21 protein-coding genes are annotated in these 19,153 nt (G+C 61.3%); 7 read left to right on the plus strand and 14 right to left on the minus strand.

What is annotated here, in order from left to right; translation table 11 throughout:
* Positions 1–3 precede the first annotated feature (3 nt).
* Together accC and aat are read left to right on the plus strand one after the other, a co-directional pair.
* Positions 4–1,356, plus strand: coding sequence for an acetyl-CoA carboxylase biotin carboxylase subunit (gene accC, locus O4H31_RS11315; RefSeq protein WP_269345835.1), 1,353 nt, complete (start codon positions 4–6; stop codon positions 1,354–1,356).
* A 5-nt stretch (positions 1,357–1,361) separates the two neighbouring features.
* On the plus strand, positions 1,362–1,997 hold the full coding sequence (aat, locus tag O4H31_RS11320; protein ID WP_269345838.1) for a leucyl/phenylalanyl-tRNA--protein transferase: 636 nt from the start codon (positions 1,362–1,364) through the stop codon (positions 1,995–1,997).
* On the opposite strand, the gene O4H31_RS11325 is transcribed toward aat, so the two are convergent.
* Positions 1,961–2,323, minus strand: a complete 363-nt coding sequence (locus tag O4H31_RS11325) for a DUF2155 domain-containing protein (RefSeq protein WP_067628342.1) — start codon at positions 2,321–2,323, stop codon at positions 1,961–1,963. The genes aat and O4H31_RS11325 overlap by 37 nt on opposite strands.
* 55 nt (positions 2,324–2,378) lie before the next feature.
* Entirely contained in the window at positions 2,379–2,762 is a 384-nt protein-coding gene (locus O4H31_RS11330) for an NADH:ubiquinone oxidoreductase subunit NDUFA12 (RefSeq protein ID WP_067628344.1), read from the minus strand.
* A 124-nt stretch (positions 2,763–2,886) separates the two neighbouring features.
* On the opposite strand from O4H31_RS11330, the gene O4H31_RS11335 reads away from it, so the two are divergent.
* Positions 2,887–4,662: an FkbM family methyltransferase gene (locus tag O4H31_RS11335; protein WP_269345844.1), complete on the plus strand. Its 1,776-nt coding sequence runs from the start codon at positions 2,887–2,889 to the stop codon at positions 4,660–4,662.
* On the opposite strand, the gene O4H31_RS11340 is transcribed toward O4H31_RS11335, so the two are convergent.
* From O4H31_RS11340 to O4H31_RS11395, 12 genes are all read right to left on the minus strand, one after another.
* Complete coding sequence (locus O4H31_RS11340) at positions 4,659–5,027, minus strand: RidA family protein (RefSeq protein WP_269345846.1); 369 nt, start codon at positions 5,025–5,027, stop codon at positions 4,659–4,661. The two genes, O4H31_RS11335 and O4H31_RS11340, sit on opposite strands and share 4 nt — an antisense overlap.
* Positions 5,028–5,096: 69 nt before the next feature.
* Positions 5,097–6,365, minus strand: coding sequence for an ATP-dependent Clp protease ATP-binding subunit ClpX (gene clpX / locus O4H31_RS11345; RefSeq protein WP_093925929.1), 1,269 nt, complete (start codon positions 6,363–6,365; stop codon positions 5,097–5,099).
* Positions 6,366–6,488: 123 nt separating this feature from the next.
* Positions 6,489–7,145: an ATP-dependent Clp protease proteolytic subunit gene (locus O4H31_RS11350; protein ID WP_067628353.1), complete on the minus strand. Its 657-nt coding sequence runs from the start codon at positions 7,143–7,145 to the stop codon at positions 6,489–6,491.
* A gap of 121 nt (positions 7,146–7,266) precedes the next feature.
* Positions 7,267–8,322, minus strand: a complete 1,056-nt coding sequence (locus O4H31_RS11355; RefSeq protein ID WP_269345849.1) for a c-type cytochrome — start codon at positions 8,320–8,322, stop codon at positions 7,267–7,269.
* The gene (gene soxC / locus O4H31_RS11360) at positions 8,306–9,565 is read right to left on the minus strand and encodes a sulfite dehydrogenase (RefSeq protein ID WP_269345850.1); all 1,260 of its coding nucleotides are present in this window, start codon (positions 9,563–9,565) and stop codon (positions 8,306–8,308) included. Before soxC ends, O4H31_RS11355 begins: the two co-directional genes overlap by 17 nt.
* A gap of 73 nt (positions 9,566–9,638) precedes the next feature.
* A complete protein-coding gene (soxB, locus tag O4H31_RS11365) occupies positions 9,639–11,339 on the minus strand; it encodes a thiosulfohydrolase SoxB (RefSeq protein WP_269345852.1) in 1,701 nt (566 codons plus the stop codon).
* 88 nt (positions 11,340–11,427) lie between these two features.
* Positions 11,428–12,276, minus strand: a complete 849-nt coding sequence (soxA, locus tag O4H31_RS11370) for a sulfur oxidation c-type cytochrome SoxA (RefSeq protein WP_269345855.1) — start codon at positions 12,274–12,276, stop codon at positions 11,428–11,430.
* 43 nt (positions 12,277–12,319) lie between these two features.
* On the minus strand, positions 12,320–12,649 hold the full coding sequence (soxZ, locus tag O4H31_RS11375) for a thiosulfate oxidation carrier complex protein SoxZ (protein ID WP_067941571.1): 330 nt from the start codon (positions 12,647–12,649) through the stop codon (positions 12,320–12,322).
* A 33-nt stretch (positions 12,650–12,682) separates the two neighbouring features.
* The gene (gene soxY, locus O4H31_RS11380; protein ID WP_067628363.1) at positions 12,683–13,102 is read right to left on the minus strand and encodes a thiosulfate oxidation carrier protein SoxY; all 420 of its coding nucleotides are present in this window, start codon (positions 13,100–13,102) and stop codon (positions 12,683–12,685) included.
* A gap of 114 nt (positions 13,103–13,216) precedes the next feature.
* A complete protein-coding gene (soxX, locus tag O4H31_RS11385; RefSeq protein ID WP_208604006.1) occupies positions 13,217–13,690 on the minus strand; it encodes a sulfur oxidation c-type cytochrome SoxX in 474 nt (157 codons plus the stop codon).
* A 136-nt stretch (positions 13,691–13,826) separates the two neighbouring features.
* Positions 13,827–14,411, minus strand: coding sequence for a thioredoxin family protein (locus tag O4H31_RS11390; protein ID WP_269345861.1), 585 nt, complete (start codon positions 14,409–14,411; stop codon positions 13,827–13,829).
* Positions 14,412–14,436: 25 nt separating this feature from the next.
* On the minus strand, positions 14,437–15,174 hold the full coding sequence (locus O4H31_RS11395; protein WP_269345863.1) for a cytochrome c biogenesis CcdA family protein: 738 nt from the start codon (positions 15,172–15,174) through the stop codon (positions 14,437–14,439).
* A 97-nt stretch (positions 15,175–15,271) separates the two neighbouring features.
* On the opposite strand from O4H31_RS11395, the gene O4H31_RS11400 reads away from it, so the two are divergent.
* The 4 genes from O4H31_RS11400 (at position 15,272) to O4H31_RS11415 (ending at position 19,107) form a co-directional block, all read left to right on the plus strand.
* Positions 15,272–15,634, plus strand: coding sequence for a hypothetical protein (locus O4H31_RS11400; protein WP_269345865.1), 363 nt, complete (start codon positions 15,272–15,274; stop codon positions 15,632–15,634).
* On the plus strand, positions 15,631–15,969 hold the full coding sequence (locus O4H31_RS11405) for an ArsR/SmtB family transcription factor (RefSeq protein ID WP_243260815.1): 339 nt from the start codon (positions 15,631–15,633) through the stop codon (positions 15,967–15,969). Before O4H31_RS11400 ends, O4H31_RS11405 begins: the two co-directional genes overlap by 4 nt.
* Positions 15,962–17,020, plus strand: coding sequence for a YeeE/YedE family protein (locus O4H31_RS11410; RefSeq protein ID WP_269345868.1), 1,059 nt, complete (start codon positions 15,962–15,964; stop codon positions 17,018–17,020). Before O4H31_RS11405 ends, O4H31_RS11410 begins: the two co-directional genes overlap by 8 nt.
* 65 nt (positions 17,021–17,085) lie before the next feature.
* Positions 17,086–19,107, plus strand: coding sequence for a PhoX family protein (locus tag O4H31_RS11415; protein ID WP_269345870.1), 2,022 nt, complete (start codon positions 17,086–17,088; stop codon positions 19,105–19,107).
* Positions 19,108–19,153 lie beyond the last annotated feature (46 nt).

Below are 19,153 nucleotides of genomic sequence, written 5' to 3' on the forward strand. Positions count from 1 at the left end.
GACATGTTCAGCAAAATCCTAGTCGCCAACCGGGGAGAGATCGCGCTGCGAGTCATCCGCGCGGCCCGCGAGATGGGCATCCAGACTGTCGCGGTGCATTCCACCGCCGACAGCGACGCGATGCATGTGCGCATGGCCGACGAATCCGTCTGCATCGGCCCGCCCTCCTCGACCCAATCCTACCTCTCAATCCCGGCAATCATCGCGGCCTGTGAGATAACCGGGGCCGAAGCGATTCACCCCGGCTATGGTTTCCTGTCGGAAAACGCAGGCTTTGTGCAGGTGATCGAAGACCACGGTCTGACCTTCATCGGCCCCACCGCAGAACACATCCGCGTCATGGGTGACAAGATCACCGCCAAGGACACGATGAAAAAGCTCGGCGTGCCTTGCGTGCCCGGCTCGGATGGGGGCGTCGCCTCGCTCGAAGAGGCCAAGCGTCTGGGCGATGAAATCGGCTATCCGGTCATCATCAAGGCGACAGCGGGCGGCGGCGGCAAGGGCATGAAAGTCGCCCAGACCGCCAAAGACATGGAAAAAGCCTTCCAGACCTCGCGGGCCGAGGGGAAATCGAACTTCGGCAATGACGAAGTCTATATCGAAAAATACCTCACCACCCCGCGCCACATCGAGATTCAGGTCTTTGGGGATGGCAAGGGCAACGCCGTGCATCTGGGCGAGCGTGACTGTTCGCTGCAGCGCCGCCACCAGAAAGTCTTCGAAGAGGCCCCCGGCCCCTCGATTACCGAAGAAGAGCGCGCGCGGATCGGTAAGGTCTGTGCCGACGCCGTGGCGAACATCAACTATATCGGTGCCGGCACGATCGAATTCCTCTATGAGAACGGTGAGTTCTATTTCATCGAAATGAACACCCGCCTTCAGGTGGAACATCCGGTGACCGAGGCGATCTTTGGCGTCGATCTGGTGCGCGAGCAGATTCGCGTCGCCGAAGGGCTGCCGATGTCCTTTACCCAAGACGATCTGACCATCAATGGCCATGCCATCGAAGTCCGCATCAACGCCGAAAAACTGCCGAATTTCGCGCCCTGCCCGGGCAAGATCACGCAGTATCACGCCCCCGGCGGGCTTGGCGTGCGGATGGATTCGGCGCTTTATGACGGCTATTCGATCCCGCCCTATTACGACAGTCTCATCGGTAAGCTGATCGTGCATGGCCGCGACCGTCCCGAAGCGCTGGCGCGTCTCGGTCGGGCCTTGGGTGAGCTGATCGTGGACGGTGTGGATACCACCGTGCCGCTCTTCCACGCGCTGCTGGCCGAAGAAGACATCCAGTCGGGTGGCTACAACATCCACTGGCTTGAGCATTGGCTGGAAACCAACCTCGGCAACGGCTGACACCGATGTCGGATCTGACACCAGAGATCCTGCTCCACGGCTATTCCATCGGGATATTCCCCATGGCCGAACACCGCGACGACCCAGAGATTTTCTGGGTCGATCCGCGGCGTCGGGGTGTGATGCCGCTCAATGGTTTTCACATCTCGCGCTCGCTCGCCCGCGCGATGCGGCGCAGCACTTACCACCATACGATCAACCGCGATTTCGATGGTGTCGTCGCCGGCTGCGCTGACCGCGAAGACACATGGATCAACGCCGAGATCACCGCCCTATATACCGCGCTGCACCACGCAGGCCACGCCCATTCGCTTGAGGTTTGGGATGGCACGGCACTGGTGGGCGGGGTCTATGGCGTAACGCTGGGCCGCGCGTTTTTCGGCGAAAGCATGTTCTCCCGCCGGACCAACGCCTCAAAAATGGCGCTGGCGGCGCTGGTGGATCGGCTGCGCCATGCGGGTTTTACCCTCTTTGACACGCAGTTTCTGACCGATCACCTTGCCTCTCTCGGAGCGCAGGAGATCAGCCGCGCGGAATATCACGCGCAGCTTGACGTAGCCAAACGCGGCACTGCACGGTTCGACGCGGGGGATTTAGTCAGTTTTCAGGACGTGCTGCAGCGCATGACCCAGATGTCATAGCGAAAATGCTCCAGCGCGTGCAGCGCCGGGGCCGAGGCGATCATCCAGCCAGAAAAAAGCGCGCCGCTGCTGCCCTCTTCGGTGATCTCAAGCGCGGCATAGGCGTTGGCCGCCGGATCGCCCGCCGGATAGCGGCAATCAACCATGGAAATCTGCAAATTGCCCAAAGAAAGGCTGTCGCCCTTGGCAATCTCCAGATCGATCGTATCGCCGGAAATCTTGTCCAAAGCGCGCAAAACGCCACCCGTGGCACTGGCGATCTGTGCGCCCTCTTGTGCATGCAGCGGCGCGGCCAGCAAAAGCGCGGCCAAGAGAAGCTTTTTCATTCATCCACCCGGATTGCGTGAAACTTGGGGCCGCACCTCTGGCGCGGCCAACCGATCATTCAGGCTGCCAGGCCTCATAGTCCTTACGCTCGACAGGTTCGGCGCGGCGCAGCGACCCGGCGGGCGCATAGGCCATGGCGGTGCCGGTGCGATTCTCGACATGCGCCTTTTCCCACGGCTTGTGGATCAGCGGCTTGTCGGTTGGCGGCTCGTCCCAAGTGCGGTGCAGCCAGCCATGCCAATCGGGGCTCACGCGGCTCGCCTCGGCCTCACCGTTGAAAATGACCCAGCGTTTGCTGTCATCGGCGTTGCGGTAATAGATATTGCCCTGCGCGTCTTCGCCCACCTTGCTGCCCTTGCGCCAAGTGAAAAGCTGGGTGTTCAGCGTCTGGCCGTTCCACCAAGTGACGCCGCGCAGAAGTGAATTGAGAATGCCCATTGAGGTCTCCGTTCCTGTTGTCCGTTATATGCACCATGGAGGCTTTGGCGTCCAGCCTCGCCGCAAAGGAGCTTGGCGCGCGGGCGACCTCTGGCTAAGGTTGGGAAAACGAAAGAGGGCAGCGATGACTGAGGCAAGTGGGGCCGTACGGGCAGCGGCGGAATGTCATGGCATCAAGGTGCCCCAGTCGCCCTTTCTGAACGAGACGCGCATCCAGCGGATCAATGCAGGCCGCTACGAGCGCCAAGAGATCGATGGCGCGCTGGCTGTCGTCCGCCCCGGTGACCGGGTGCTTGAGATGGGCGCGGGTCTGGGGCTGGTGGGTGCGATCGTCGCCCAAAAGGCCGCGCCCGAGGCGGTGCTGTCGTTCGAAGCAAACCCAAACTTGATCCCCCACATTCGCGCGCTCTATACGTTCAACGGGCTTCAAGAAAAAATCACTCTTCGCAATCAGGTGGTGATCTCTGCCCCCGACCGGCCAGAAACCCTGCCGTTTCACCTGCGCAACTCTTTCCTCGGCTCCTCTCTCATCGATAGCGACATGCGTGAGACGACGCAGGTTCAGGTGCCCACCGCAAGCTTTGATGACATCCGCCGCAGTTTTAAACCCGACGTGTTGTTGATGGATATCGAAGGCGGCGAGTTGGAGTTTCTGCGCCATGCCGCGCTCGACGGGCTGCGCGCCGTGGTGATGGAATTCCACCCCGAGGCCTATGGCCGCGAGGGGATGCGTAAGTGCAAACGCATCCTTGAGCGCGCCGGATTTCGCAAATTACCGGGGCATTGTACCCGGCAGGTCTGGGCCTGTACCTTTGATCCCGCCGAGCGCCCGCCCGTCCCCGAGGGGGGCTGGTCGACCGAGATCACGGCCTTGGATAATGCGCTGGTCATACTGCCTGAGGATAGCGGCTTGGTGCAGCCCGCCGGGGTGTTGCACAGCGATGGCCGCCCCTGCCCTCAAGCCGCACTTTGGCGCAACGGTCGCGCGCTGACCACGCCGCCAGAAGCACCGCAGGGCAAGGTGGCTGAGCGCAGGGGCACATGGCTTTGGGGCGGGGTCCTCTGGCTGCATTTCGGGCATTTCTTGGTTGAAAGCACGGCGCGTCTCTGGGCGTTGGATCACCTTGAAGAAGAGATTGACGGCATTCTTTTCATCCCCAAACGGCCCCGCAACGGTGGAGAGGTGGCAGGGTATCAACGTGATTTCCTTGCCCTTCTGGGCTGCGATAAGCCGTTAATGAGTTTAGACGCACCGACACGGGTCGAGCGGTTGATCGTGCCGGGGCAAGGCTTCGGCCTGGGAAGTTTGATCACCGCCACAGAGCCTTACCGCAACACCATCGCCAATCGGTTCGCGCAAGAGATCGCGCCTAAAGGGCCAGAAAAGCTCTATATCAGCCGCAGCCAATTGCCCGCAGGGCGCGGCAATCTGATTGGGGAGGAGGCGTTGGAAACCTATCTGACGGCGCAGGGCTACACCGTCTTTCACCCCGAGAAACACGGGCTGCGCGAACAGATCGCAGTCTATAAGGCGGCCAAGCAGATCATCGCCGCAGAAGGGTCGGCCCTGCACCTCTTGGGGATGGTCGCCCGGCCCGCGCAGCAAGTGGCCATTGTCGTGCGCCGCCCGTCCTCTGCCACGCGCGGGTTGGAACAGCATTTGCAGAGTTTTGCGGGGATCACCACTGCGACGCTCTGCCACCTCACCCGGTCGTGGAAACCGCTCGGCAAAGCCAAGGCGCGGCTTTGGATGGGGGAGCTTGATATGCCCGCGTTGCAAGACAGCCTACGGAAGACGGGTTTTATCGACGACAGCGGGCCGCGTTGGGCAAACCTTGATCCCGCAGAGGTGCGCGCCCGGCTGGGGGATCAATTTGAACTGGTGCCGGAGAAAACTTAACCCTCTGCCGCCTCTCGCAGCATCGCGGTGACTTCGAGCTCAATACGGTATTTGGGGTCAATCAGCCCGCATTCGATCATCGTCGCCGCAGGCGGGGTCGCGCCAAATGCAGCGCGCAAAAGCGGCCAGCAGGGCTCAAACTCCGCAGCGTCCGGCAGCATATAGGTGACGCGGACCACATGGGCGAAATCGCTTCCCGCCTCTGCCAACGCCCGCTCAATCGTCGCCAATGCGGCTGCGCATTGGGCCGTGACATCTGCCCCTTCGCCTACGCAGCCCGAGACATAGACCATGCCACCTGCCACCACGGCGCGGCTGTAACCGATCTTCTCCTCATAGGCGCCGCCCGATGAAATCCGCTTCATGACCGTTCCTTTCATGCAAAAGGGCGGACCCTTTGGCCCGCCCTCTATCTTTCTGCCTCGCGTCGGGTCTTAGCCCGCGCTGGCTGGTTCTTTGCTTTCGCTGTCGGCGTGGATCATCAGTGGTTTGGCCTCGGATGTGACGGCCTCTTCGTTGACGACCACCTCGGTCACCGTCTCCAGCCCCGGCAGTTCGAACATCGTGTCGAGCAGGATGTCTTCGAGGATAGAGCGCAGGCCCCGCGCGCCGGTTTTTCGTTCAATCGCACGTTTGGCAATCGCGGTCAGCGCGTCATCGGTGAAGGTCAACTGCGTGTCTTCCAACTCGAACAGACGCTGGTATTGCTTGACCAAAGCGTTCTTCGGCTCGGTCAGAATGGTGACCAGCGCGTCTTCGTCCAGATCTTCGAGCGTTGCTAGAACTGGCAGACGGCCAACGAATTCCGGGATCAGACCGAACTTCAACAGGTCTTCCGGCTCAAGGTCAGTGAAAATCTCACCGATGCCGCGCGCGTCGTTGTCACGCACGTCAGCGCCAAAGCCCATGGCCGAACCCTTGCCCCGCGCCGCGATGATCTTGTCGAGGCCCGCGAAGGCACCGCCGCAGATGAAGAGGATGTTGGTTGTGTCCACCTGCAGGAATTCCTGCTGCGGATGCTTGCGCCCACCCTGAGGCGGCACTGAAGCTACGGTGCCTTCCATCAGCTTCAAGAGCGCCTGCTGCACGCCTTCACCGCTCACATCACGGGTGATGCTGGGGTTTTCGGACTTGCGGGTGATCTTGTCGACTTCGTCGATATAGACGATGCCGCGCTGTGCACGCTCAACGTTGTACTCGGACGATTGCAGCAGCTTGAGGATGATGTTCTCCACATCCTCGCCCACATAACCGGCTTCGGTCAGGGTGGTCGCATCGGCCATGGTGAAAGGCACATCCAGAATGCGCGCCAGCGTCTGCGCCAGCAGCGTCTTGCCGCAGCCAGTGGGGCCGATCAGCAGGATGTTGGATTTCGCCAGTTCGATATCGCCGCCCTTTTGGGCGTGGTTCAACCGTTTGTAGTGGTTGTGGACCGCCACCGAGAGCACGCGCTTGGCCATCGCCTGACCGATCACGTAATCGTCCAACACGCCGCAGATGTCGCGGGGTGTCGGTACGCCGTCGGTCGCTTTGAGCCCCGAGGCTTTGGTCTCTTCTCGGATGATATCCATGCACAGCTCGACGCATTCGTCACAGATGAACACGGTCGGCCCCGCAATCAGCTTGCGCACCTCGTGCTGGCTCTTGCCGCAGAAGCTACAGTAGAGCGTATTTTTGCTGTCGTTGCCGGAATTATTCGCCATCTCAAACCTTTCAGGTCTGTCGTGTATGTTCGCCCCGAACGTGAGGCTGCGAGATTTGGCCTCAAGCTTAGGCCAGTGATCCCGGCGCTACAATCGCAAAATATGCAGCGCCGGGCCCCTCTATTATTTGTCTTTCTTGCCCTTACCGCTGGCGGCGGCATCATCGGCCTTGCCACGGCTTTCGACGATCTCGTCCAAATGGCCCCATTCTTTGGCTTCTTCGGGAGTCATCCAAAGATCACGGTCGAGCGCTTTTTGAACGGTCTCCAGCGGCTGGCCGGAGTGTTTGACGTAAAGCTGGTACATCCGCTCGCGGGTCCGCTCGATATGGCGGGCCGAGATCAGGATATCTTCGGCCATGCCCTGCGAGCCGCCGGACGGCTGGTGGATCATCACTTCGGCATTGGGCAGCGCGAAACGCATGCCCTTTTCGCCGCCAATCGCGATGACCGACCCCATCGAGGCCGCCATGCCGCAAATCAAGGTCGAGACCTTGGGTTTGATGTATTGCATCGTGTCGTAGATCGACAGGCCCGCCGTCACTTCGCCGCCGGGCGAGTTGATGTACATGCTGATTTCCTTGGTCGGGTTCTCCGCCTCAAGGTGCAGCAGCTGGGCGACGACCAGATGGCTCATCCCGCTGTGGATCGGGCCGTTGACGAAAATAATCCGTTCTTTCAGCAAGCGCGAGAAGATGTCGTAGGACCGCTCGCCCCGGCTGGTTTGCTCAACCACCATCGGGACAAGCGTATTCATATAGGTGTTGATCGGATCGTTCATGCGTGCCTGCCTCAGTTCCTGTTCGCGGGACCATACCCGCAAAACTGTTACCCAGAGATTAGTCCCCCCGGTATGGGGGTTCAAGGGGGGCAGGCACGTCAGTTTTCTCTAATCGCCTCAATCACTCCGACGCATCACGCAGGTAGGCGATCAGCGCGGCGATGTCTTCTTCTTTGCGCACACCGGGGAAGGACATTTTCGTGCCCTTCATATAGCCCTTGGGGTTGCCCAAAAATGCGCTGAGCTCGCTCTCGGTCCAGACCAGAGCTGCCTCGGCTGCGGCTGCCATCGGTTTGGAGTACCGGAAGTCATCGACCGCACCCGCTGGGCCATCCACGATGCCGTTCAGCACCGGGCCGACGCGGTTCTTGGCCTTGGCGCCGATCTGGTGGCAGGATTTGCATTTGCGGAACACCTTTTCGCCCGCTTTGATCAGCGCCGGGTCGGCGGCAGGAGCCTCGGCGACCTCAACCGCCGGTGCCTCGGCGGGCGGCGCTTCGGGGGTGGGCTCTGCGGCTTGCGCCTCTTCGGCCTTGGCGGCGGCTTTGGCGGCGGTTTCTTCGGGCGTCACATCCAGCACAGCGGCGCGCATGGTGATTTCGACCGATGATTTGCAGTCGGTCATGCAGGGCTCTTCTTTAAAGGCCACAAGCTCCACTTCGGCCCGATCGTCGGGTTTGAAGGCCTCCTCATTCGGCAGACGCGCTTCGGCAAAGTTGTCCGAAGAGAGCACGAAATCCTCGTCCACCTCATCGTTGAGATAGAGCAGATAGGCCGTGATCGCATAGACCTCATCATCGGTCAGCGACTGCGCGTTGCCAAAGGGCATGGCGCGGTTCACATAGTCGTAAACCGTTGAAAGATATGGCCAATAGCTGCCGATCGTCTTGACGGGACGTGCATCGGACAGGCTGCCCTGCCCGCCCGCCAGCACCGGCCAGCGGCCCGTGCCTTCGCCAAAGACCCCGTGACAGGCCGAGCATTTCTCGGTGTAGATTTTATCGCCGGTCATCACGTCGCCGCTGCCCGCAGGCAGGCCCAGACCGTCGGGGCGCACGTCGATGTCCCAAAGGGCGATTTCCTCGGGCGTGGCGGCGCGGCCAAGGCCCAAAGGCTCGGCGGCAAGGGGGCTGGCCATGGCGCTGGCCAGCAACGCGAATTTAAGAAATCTCGACATTTTCGGCCTTTCCGTCAGCGTCAACAGCCCAAGTCTGGATGCCGTTGTTGTGGTAGATCGAATTCTCGCCCCGGATCTCGCGCAGGGCATTTTTGTTGGGCTGGACATAGCCGGTGCTGTCATGCGCGCGGCTTTGCAGCAGCAACGGTTTTCCGTCCCATACAAAGTCGTAATAGAAGCGGTGCAGCGCTTTGGGCGTGCTCGGCCCGTCCATCCGTGCCTCCTGCCAAGTGATTCCACCGTCGATGGTCACATCGACTCGCGGGATCGTGCCCCGCCCGGACCACGCCAGACCGGTCAGAACGGTCGGTCCCGGCCCATGGGTGATCGGCGCCTGCGGGCTGGGGCTGGTGATGACCGATTTCGCGTCCATCTCCCAGGTAAAGCGGCGCGCCACGCCGTCGGCCATGAGGTCGGTGTATTTGCTGGTTTCTTCGCGGTGATGCCAAGGCTGGTCACCGACTTCGAGCCGCCGCAGCCATTTGACCCACATGTTGCCCTCCCAGCCGGGCACCACGAGGCGCACCGGGTAGCCCTGTTCGGGGCGCAGCGCTTCACCGTTCATCTTGAAGGCGACGAGACAATCGTCGAGCGCCTTTTCCATCGGGATCGAGCGGGTCATGGCGGCGGCATCGGCCCCTTCGGCAAGCAGCCACTTGCCTTCGGGCTTGATCCCCGCCTCTTCCAGCACCAGCCGCAGCGGCACGCCGGTATACATGACGTTATGGATCATACCATGGGTGAACTGACACCCGTTAAGCTGTGAGCCGCGCCACTCCATCCCGGAATTCGCTGCACATTCAAGGAAGTAGACGTGGTTCTGCCGGGGAAACCGTTTGAGGTCTTCCATGGTCAGCACCAAGGGTTTGTCGACCAACCCGTGGATCATCAACCGATGCTGGGCCGGATCAACGCGGGCGACGCCAGAGTGGTGACGCTCGAAACACAGACCATTGGGGGTGATCGTCCCATCGAGGTCATGCAGCGGCGTGAAATTGATCGAACTCACCGGATCTGCGGTGAGCCACTCCACGGTGCGGCGTTTCACATCTGCCTCATGCGGCGATGGCATCCCATAGGGTGCGGCGTCAACGCCGTCGCCCAGCTCCTGCATCCATGGGTGAATGGCAATCGCCGGGTCCGTTTGAGCGCTGGCGCGGCCTGCCAGCGTCCCCGCAGCCGCCGCCCCTGCCCCCGTTAGAAAGGCACGGCGCGATGGCCCAGTTTGATTTTCGTCAGTCATGTCGTGGCCCTCACATATTCAAATTCATTTTATTGAATTTGTTACCGCGTGAGAACCCCTATTCTGCTTTTTCTCAGTCTGGCAGAACGATTTCCGCCGGCGTGCGTGCGCCATCGGAAACTGTTCCCAATTTGGCGATATGGCTTTCCACCACATCCCAGATCGGCGGCCCTTCGGTGCCCTCGTTGACCGAGGCCCATCCGGCGACGACATAGCTGCGCGACGGATCAATCGGCTCACCGGAACTGAGCAGGGTCATATCGCTGATCCGCTCACCCTGCGGCTTGGCGATGTCCATCTTGAAGCCCATGCCGCCAACGCGGACCATGTCGCCGCCCTGCTGGTAATAGGGGTCGGGGTTGAACAGGTTGTCGCCCACGTCCTCCAGCACGACCTTCAGGAATTCGCCGGTCATTTCCGTGCGGTAGGCATTGGGATAGGTCATCGAGGTGACGTTAAAGATATCTTCGCGGGTGATGTCCTGCCCCGGCAGGATCGATGGGCCCCACCGCACACCGGGGCTGAGCGCGATCTCGGCATCGCGCTCGCTCAGCAGCGCGTCGCAGATGAGGTCATCCCAAGTGCCGTTGAAGTTGCCGCGACGGTACAGCAGCGCATCCGACTGCCCGACCACATGAGTCAACTCATCCAGATAAGGCGCGCGCTGCGCGTCGATCAGCTTTGCCACCTCGGCATCGGGCGTAATGAGGTCGGAGAAGATCGGGATCAGCTTGTGCCGGATGCCCATCATCTTGCCGTCGCGCACGTCCAGATCCACGCGGGAAACGAATTTCCCGTTCGAACCCGAGGCGATGATATGCGTCTGCCCCACCAGCACGGGCTCGGGCAGCGCGTCATGGGTATGGCCCGAGAGGATCACGTCGATCCCCTTGACGATGCCGGCCATTTTCTTGTCGACATCAAAGCCATTGTGGCTCAGACAGACGACCAATTCCGCCCCCTGCGCTCGGACTTCGTCGACCATCTCCTGCATATGCTCGTCGCGGATGCCAAAGGAGTATTCAGGGAACATCCAGCCGGGATTGGCGATGGGCATGTAAGGAAAGGCCTGCCCGATCACGGCGATCTTCACGCCGCCGCGCTCGAAGAACTCATAGGGTTTGAACAGTTCGGCAGGCTCATCCCATTCCGCGTCAAAGATGTTTTGGCCAAGCGCCGAGAAGGGCAACCCCTGCACGATCTCCTGCACCCGCTCAGACCCCAGCGTAAACTCCCAGTGGAAGGTCATCGCATCGGGCTTCAGCGCGTTCATCACGTTGACCATGTCCTGACCTTGGGTCTTGAGACAGGTCATCGAGCCGTGCCACGTATCCCCGCCGTCCAAAAGCAGCGCGTCGGGCCGGTCGGCGCGGATGGCGTTCAGCACAGTCGCCACGCGGTCGAGCCCACCGACCTTGCCGTAGGCCTGCGCATGGGCGACGAAATCGTCATAGGTCAGTGCGTAGTCCAAAGGCGTGCCGCCGCCGATGCCGTAGCGGATGCGAAACTCCTCGCCGGTGATATGGGGCACCTTGCCGCGGTTCTCGCCGACGCCGATGTTGACCGATGGCTCGCGGAAATAGATCGGTTTCAGTTGCGCGTGGATGTCGGTGACATGCATCAAAGTGACATTGCCGAACTTCTCAAACTCCAGAAGCGCGTCCTGATCGAAGCGGTCCTGCGCCGCCAGCCGCGCCCAGCTGCCGAAGCCCGAGCCGCCGTAGATGGAGGCCGCAGCCATGGACATTTGCAGAAAATCACGGCGAGACAGCATGTTACGCTCCAGCACTTAAAAACAGGGAAAGGCCCCGCCCCCGGTTTGGGGGGCGGGATCATGTCAGGCAAGAAGCCCGGATGTTAAATCAGTTACGCACCGAAGGCGCTTCGACCGACAGGCCGTTGCCGCGGCTGGCGACGTAAAGCTCAAGCGCCACGAACTCGGGGCTACCGGGGCTAAAGGTCTCGGCCCGAGTGTCGCGGATACAGCCTTTGAAACGGGCGTGGCTGCTGTTGAGCTTGGTGTTCTTCAAGCGATAGACCGGAAAGCCGTTGATCTGACCTTGGCTCAGATGGTCGGCGCGGATCATGTTGCCGTAGTTGTCCTCATGGCAATTGGCGCAGCTCAGCTCCAACTGGCCGTAGCGGGTGTAGTACATCTCCTTGCCCTGCTCCCAAACGCTCTGGGCCGGGCCGTCGATGGCCACGTTGACCGGCATGCCGCGCGACTGGACCGAGATCAGCGCCTCCATCGCGGTCATGTCGCCGCCGTCGTATTTCCACGGCTCGGCGCCCATCTGGGTCTCGCGGCAGTCGTTGATCTGCATCGCCAACGTGCGAACTTCGCCCGCCTCTTCGTTCCATTTGGGATAGACGGCGCGGACGCCTTCCATCGATTCCACGTCATTGTGACAGGACGCGCAGGACTTGCCCTCGCTGCCCTCTGCCGTGTCCCACACCGCTTGGGCCTGGTCGACAAAGATCATGCCGGGGTTATCGAAATCGTCCATTTGCGTTTGCTGCGTCTCATCCGAGCGGAAGCGCCAGCCAGACATGATTTCCGGCAAAGCCCCGTCAAGATGCGCAGGCGCATCGGTCTTGGTCACCATCTCGATCTCGCCGTTGACGACAAGCTCGGCCTCCTCATCGGCCATCCCCAGCATGGGGGCGGCCACCAAAAGCGCCGCGACCGCGGTCATTGCCTTGAATTTCATGTCTTTCCTCCCTGTTCCACGCACGGTGCTGGCTGACGCGGGGTCAGCCAACCGTGATGGATTTGACTTCTTCGTAGACCGAACCGTCGTCATCGTACCACGTGAATTTGAAGTCGCCGGCCTCTGGCACGGTAGCGTCAAATTCGAAATAGGGGTTGGTCGACATCGCCGGTTCCATCTTCACGTCGATCACGCTCTCGCCGTTGAACTCGGCTGTGAAGCGGTTGATGATCGAACGCGGGATGACATTGCCGTCGCCGTCTTTGCGCTGGCCCGATTCCATCGGGTGGCTGATCAGGGTCTTGATCGTGATGACCTCACCTGCCTCGGCTTTTTTCGGCACTTTGACGCGAGGGGTTACACCTTCTGCCATTTTGAAAACTCCTAAAAATTGGGGCGCGCGGGCTTAGCCGCCGCAGCCGCCGATTGTGACTTTGATCTCTGCGCTGGTGCGGGCAAAGGTGCCATCTTCCAGCTTGGCGATGGCGACAACGTCTTGGGTCGTGGCCAAACGAATGCGGGTGGAGGCACTGCGCGAACCGGCCAAGGGGCCAAAGTTAAAGGTGCCCACGGGCGGGGTCGGGTTGCCGGTGGCCAGCACCATGATCGCCGAGGCGCCGGGCGCTTCGACCGAGATTGGCACGGTGTTGCCATTTTCCGCGATCTCAGGCGCAGTCAGGGTCACGCCGGTGTCGGCCATATCGGCCCCGCCGGTGAATTCCGCAATCAGCTCGTCAACCGTGGCGGCAGAAGCCCCCACGGGCAGCATGGTCAGCGCCACGGCTCCAAGGCCGAGGCCGAAAGTTTCACGTCTTGAGAAGTTCATCTCTCATCTCCTTATGCGTCAGCGACGCTCTGCGCCGTTATTTCATTGCCGCGGTGCGCTGACCGCGATGATCTGTCGAGCCGTCCGCCGCCCCTAGGCCGCGAAGCCTCGGCGTTACTCTTTCAACGTGACCAAGAAAGCCACGATATCTTCGATCTGCTGAGCATCCAACAGAGGCGGCAGCGGCTCAGACCCGGCCTTGCCGGTGAACCCGTCGCCGGGGCGGATATATCCGCTTGTCTTGTAGTAGGAGGGCATCATCGAGCCTTCGAAGGTCATTTTGCTGTTGGCGACGATGCCGCGCAGCTCTGCCTCTGACCAGCGGTCGCCCGCCCCGTCGAGCATCGGGCCGATCTCCCCTTGAAAGGGCACATCGCTCAGCGCATCCAACTGGTGACAGGCCACGCAGTTGCCAGCCTTCTTGTTGCCAACGATGGCGGCACCATTGGCAGCATCCCCCGGCGTGCCGGTCAGCGATTGTTCAACCGAACCGTAATCATCATAGGTCACGTCGGCAGGTGCCACGGTTTCAGCGGCGGCCAGAACAGGCGCGCCCGACACAATTGCGGCGGCGATCCATCTCATCATCGAAAACTTCCTCCCAGTGCCGATCACGGTGATGTGTGATCCGGTTTACCTGACCCTAAGACAGGGATGCGGCGCGGCGCAACAACAAATTCAAACTTTTGAATAGCTTTACATCCGCGCCGCTGTATTTCACGGGTTAATCCGTGCTGCCATTGTTGCGCTCTTGGATCATCCGCGCGTGGTAGCGTTGGAAATCCTCCTCGCTTTCAAGCGCATAACGTTCTTCATTGACCCAAGTCAGCATATCCAGCGTCGTGCCCTTGCCAAAGGCACCCGGCATCACCGCCACCGCCGCCTGCGGCGCGGTCGCGTCTTCGGCCACCTCTTGGGGCAAGAACATCAGCGTCGGGGTAAAGAGAATCCCCCATTTCCGCGCCATTTGCTTTTCCGAGAGGGTCTCACCATCGAAATCGGTCACTTCGATGTCCCCATGCAGGTTGAGCTGCACGACGAAGTAATTCTCTTCGATGTAGCCGCCGATTTCGGGGGCGGGATAGACCTCCTCATGCATCTTGGTGCAGTAGATGCAGCCGCGCTGTTCAAACATCAGCATCAGGCGCTTATCTTCGGCGTTGGCCTCCTCCAAATCCTCGCGCAGGTCTTTGAAGGTGTCGCGCATCCACGGCGTCTTGTGCAGACCGTCGTCGCCCAGTTCCGCCGCGGCCAATGGCCAAGCCAGCACCGCTGCCGCCACTGCGGCCCCTATCCTTGAGATAATCATCTTGGCGTCCTCCTCCTTGTTGCGGTTACCCTAACGTCGTGAAGCTGGGGAACCAACGGATCATCGCATCCGCGATCAATTGCACCCCGCCTGTCACGATCAGCACGGCAAAGAGGATCAGCATGACCCCCATCGCCTTCTCGACCTTTTGCACCAGCGCCATATGCCGCGCCGCCCAGATGAGGAACGGCTTGGCGAAAAGCGCGGCCACCACGAAGGGCGCGGTCATCCCCGCGCCATAAGCGGCCAGCAACAGCCCCCCATGCGTGATGTCGCCCATGCCCGAGGCAATCATCAAGATCGCCGCCAGCGCCGGGCCAACGCAGGGCGTCCAGCCAAAGCCAAAGGCCAGCCCCATCACATAGGCGCCCCAGATCGACGTGGGCTTGCCACCGCCCTCCAGCCGCGCTTCGCGGTAAAGGAGCGGCACTTTGATGACGCCTAGAAAATGCAGACCAAAGACCAGCAGGATCGCCGCCGCCACCCAGCTCAGCGGTTCAAGGTATTGGGTAAACACCTGCCCCAAGGCCGTGGCCCCCATACCCAGCAGCACAAAGATCGTCGTCACCCCAAGCGCAAAGAGCACCGATGACAACACCAGCCGCCGCTGCGCCCCTGGCGCAATCGCGCCGTCGCCGCGCAATTCGGTCACGCTGAGCCCTGCCATATAGCTCAGATAGAACGGCACCATCGGCAGAATACAGGGGGTAAAGAAGCTGAGCAGCCCCGCCAGAAGCGCGCCCGCATAGGTGATGTCGAACATGTTACCCCCTGCCTGCGCCGACACATGTCGCCGCGCTTGAACAATTCACATATTCAAATTACGTTGAGTGTTGTCCAAACGTCAATCAGGCAAGCCAATGATCCGCACAGTAACCGCCCTGAGCCTCGCGGCCCTAACCGCCCTGCCCGCCTTGGCGGTGGAACTGGTCATGGTCGAACAGCCCGGCTGCATCTATTGTGAGCGCTGGGATGAAGAGATCGCCCCTGCCTACCCCAAAACAGCCGAAGGTGAATTCGCCCCGCTGCGCCGCGTCGACATCTCGGCGGTCGAGGATAGCGTCACCCCCCAGCGCGCGGTGGTCTTTACGCCGACCTTCCTGCTGGTTGATGATGACGCCGAACTGGGCCGTCTCGAAGGCTACCCCGGAGCGGAATTTTTCTGGCCGATGCTAAATATGCTATTACGCGACAAGACTGATTTCGAGGAACTGACCGAATGACAGCCCTGCCCGTGATTACCCCCGACATGTCCGAAGAGGACATGGACCGGATGCTGACCAACGCCGTGACCGCGTCAAATTTTCTCAAAGCGATCAGCCATGAGGGGCGGTTGATGATCCTGTGTCACCTCGTTTCGGGAGAGAAGTCCGTGAGCGAGCTAGAGGCGCTGCTTTCGACCCGGCAGGCGGCCGTATCGCAGCAACTGTCGCGCCTCAGGCTCGAAGGGCTGGTGACCCCCCGTCGTGATGGCAAAACAATCTACTACCGGCTTGCCGATGACCGGCCCCGCAAAATGCTGGAACTGGTCTACGAATTATTCTGCAAGGATGATTGAGCTTCTGGGCCAGCCGCTCACCGCCGCCCTCTTGGGCGGATTGGGCGGCGTATTGCTGGGCCTTGCCGCACGATTGGGGCGGTTCTGCACTTTGGGCGCGATCGAAGACCTGCTCTACGGCGGCTCCAGCCACCGGATGCGGATGTGGGGCTTGGCGATCGGTGTGGCGATGCTGGGCAGTTTTACCCTTAGCGGATTTGGTCTGATCAACATCGACCGCGCCTTTCACCTGACCATCGCCTTCTCATGGGCGCCTGCGATCTTTGGCGGGCTGATCTTTGGCTACGGCATGGCGCTGGCGGGCACCTGCGGCTTTGGCGCATTGGCGCGGCTTGGCGGGGGTGATCTGCGCGCTTTTGTCATCGTGGTGGTCATGGGGCTGGCAGCCTTTGCCGTGCTCTCTGGCCCTCTCGCCCCGGCGCGTGTGCTCCTCTTCCCCCGGCAATTGAACGTAGGTCCGCCCGATGGCATCGCCCATGCGCTTTCCGGACTCACAGGCGGATCGGTGGCCATGATCGGCGTGGCTTTGGGGATGGTGATATGTGCCCTTATGCTGAGCGCCCGCAGCTTTCGCCGCGATTTTCGAATGGTTTTCTGGAGCGTGATCGCCGGGCTCGCCATCGTCTCAGGTTGGGCGGGCACGGCGTGGCTTGCACAGACCGGCTTTGGCACCCAGACGCTTATGTCTCACAGCTATGCCGCCCCCGTGGGAGAGACACTGCTCTATGCGATGCAGGGGTCGGTCCGTCCGCTCAGCTTTGGCATCGGCTCGGTCGCCGGGGTCTGGGTCGGGGCCTTTCTGGGTTCGCTTTGGCAGGGGCATTTCCGCTGGGAAGCCTGCGAAGACCCGCGCGAGCTGCGCCGCCAGATATTCGGCGCGGGGCTTATGGGCGCAGGCGCGGTGATCGCCATGGGCTGCACCATCGGGCAAGGCATCTCCGCCATATCGGTCTTGGCCTTCAGCGGACCTGTGACCTTGGCGTCGATCTTTGCCGGGGCCGCATTGGGTCTGCGCCAACTCATCGTAGGATTTCGCCGCAGCGCCGTCTGACGCGTCATAAAACCGTGACAGTCATGGTGCAGATGGGGGCCAGCCAAGTCACCAAAGGAAGCATGATGACCCGCCGCGATATCCTCAATGACCCCGCCATCGGCAACAAGGCCGAAGCCTTTGAGGCCTTTGACGACATCCCCACCAACGCAAACCTGTCGCGCACCATCGGTGATGTGATCAACGCCCGCTATGGCCGCCGCGACATCCTGCGCGGCATGCTTGGGATTTCCGCCACCACAGCACTTTTCGGCAGTGCTGCCGCCATCGCCCCGTCCAAGGCCAATGCCGCCGAGAGCCGCTATGTCTTTGACGAGCTGGCGTGGGGCAATGATGAGACCCACCACGTCGCCCCCGGCTATGATGCGCAGATCCTGTTGCGGTGGGGCGATCCGATCACCGCCGACGCGCCGGAATTCGACGTGATGAACCAAACCGCCGCCGCGCAGTCGAAACAGTTCGGCTATAACAACGACTACGTCGGTTTCGTGCCCCTGAACGAGGAAGGTAGCCGCGGGCTGCTCTGCGTGAACCACGAATACACCAACGAAGAGGTCATGTTCCCCGGTCTGGGCCGTCAGGACAAAGTCGACTTCAAAGGCATGACGCCTGAGCTGATCGACATCGAGATGGCCGCCCACGGCGGCTCTGTGGTCGAGATCGCCCGCGACGATGCGGGCAAATGGCAGGTGGTGCGCGACGGCAAGATGAACCGCCGTATCACCCCCCTCGACACCGCCATGACGCTGAGCGGCCCTGCCGCCGGTCACGCGCGGCTGAAAACCAACGACGACCCCAGTGGCACCAAGGTCATCGGCACGCTTAACAACTGCGCGGGCGGGCTGACCCCTTGGGGCACATGGCTGATGGCCGAAGAGAACTTCCACGGCTATTTCTGGACGGACAAACTGGATGCCGACGGCAAGCCCGACATCACCGGTGCCGCGGAAGAGAAATCTTGGGACCGCTACGGTGTGCCGGGCATGTGGTACGCTTGGGGCCAGAAACACGACCGCTTCAACGTGGATGCCGAGCCGAACATGCCCAACAAGTTCGGCTGGGTGGTTGAGGTTGACCCAATGGACCCGACCTCAACCCCCGTCAAACGCACCGCTCTGGGCCGTTTCCGCCATGAGGGCGCCGAGACCACGGTCAGCAAAGATGGCAAGCTGGTGGTCTATATGGGCGACGACAACCGCTTTGACTATCAGTACAAATACGTCTCTGCCGGAACCGTGTCCGAAGACCCCGCCGCCAATGGCACCCTACTCGACGATGGCACGCTCTATGTCGCGCGGTTTGAAGAGGATGGCACGATCAACTGGCTGCCGCTGGTGCATGGCTCCGGACCGCTGACCGCCAAGAACGGCTTTAACGACCAAGGCGACGTGATGATCGACACGCGTCTGGCCGCTGACCTTTTGGGGGCCACCCCCATGGACCGCCCCGAAGACGCGCAGCCGCGCGGCGATGGAACGGCCTATGTCCTGCTGACCAACAACACCAAGCGCAAGGAAGGCGACACCAACGCCGCAAACCCGCGCCCCGAAAGCAGCTTTGGCCATATCATCGAGATCAAAGAGGCCGAGGCTGACCACGCCGCCACCAACGGCACTTGGTCGATCCTCGTGCAATGCGGTGATCCAAAGATTGCCGAGGTCGGCGCGCAGTGGAACCCTGAAACTTCGGAAAACGGCTGGTTCGGCAGCCCCGACAACGCCGCGATGGACGCCGACGGGCGGCTCTGGATCAGCACCGATCAGGGCAGCGGCTGGGGCAAGACCGGCAAATCCGACGGGCTCTACGCGCTGGAGACCGAGGGCGAGGCGCGCGGCACCTCAAAACTCTTCTTCCGTTGCCCCGTGGGCGGTGAGATGTGCGGCCCCTACTTTACCGAAGATGGAGAGACGCTCTTCGTCGCGGTGCAACACCCCGGTACGGACGGGACCAAGGACATCCCCGGCTTTGAGCGGGAAAGCACCTTCGAAGACCCGGCCACCCGCTGGCCCGACTTCGACCCCAAGATGCCTCCGCGCCCGGCGGTGGTTGTCATCACCAAAGAAGGCGGCGGTAAAATCGCCGTCTGATCAGAATTCTATAAAAGTTATTTTAGCATGTAAGATGTGGTGCAGC

This window comes from Sulfitobacter dubius, from assembly GCF_027214245.1.
GTDB classification, from domain to species: domain Bacteria; phylum Pseudomonadota; class Alphaproteobacteria; order Rhodobacterales; family Rhodobacteraceae; genus Sulfitobacter; species Sulfitobacter dubius_A.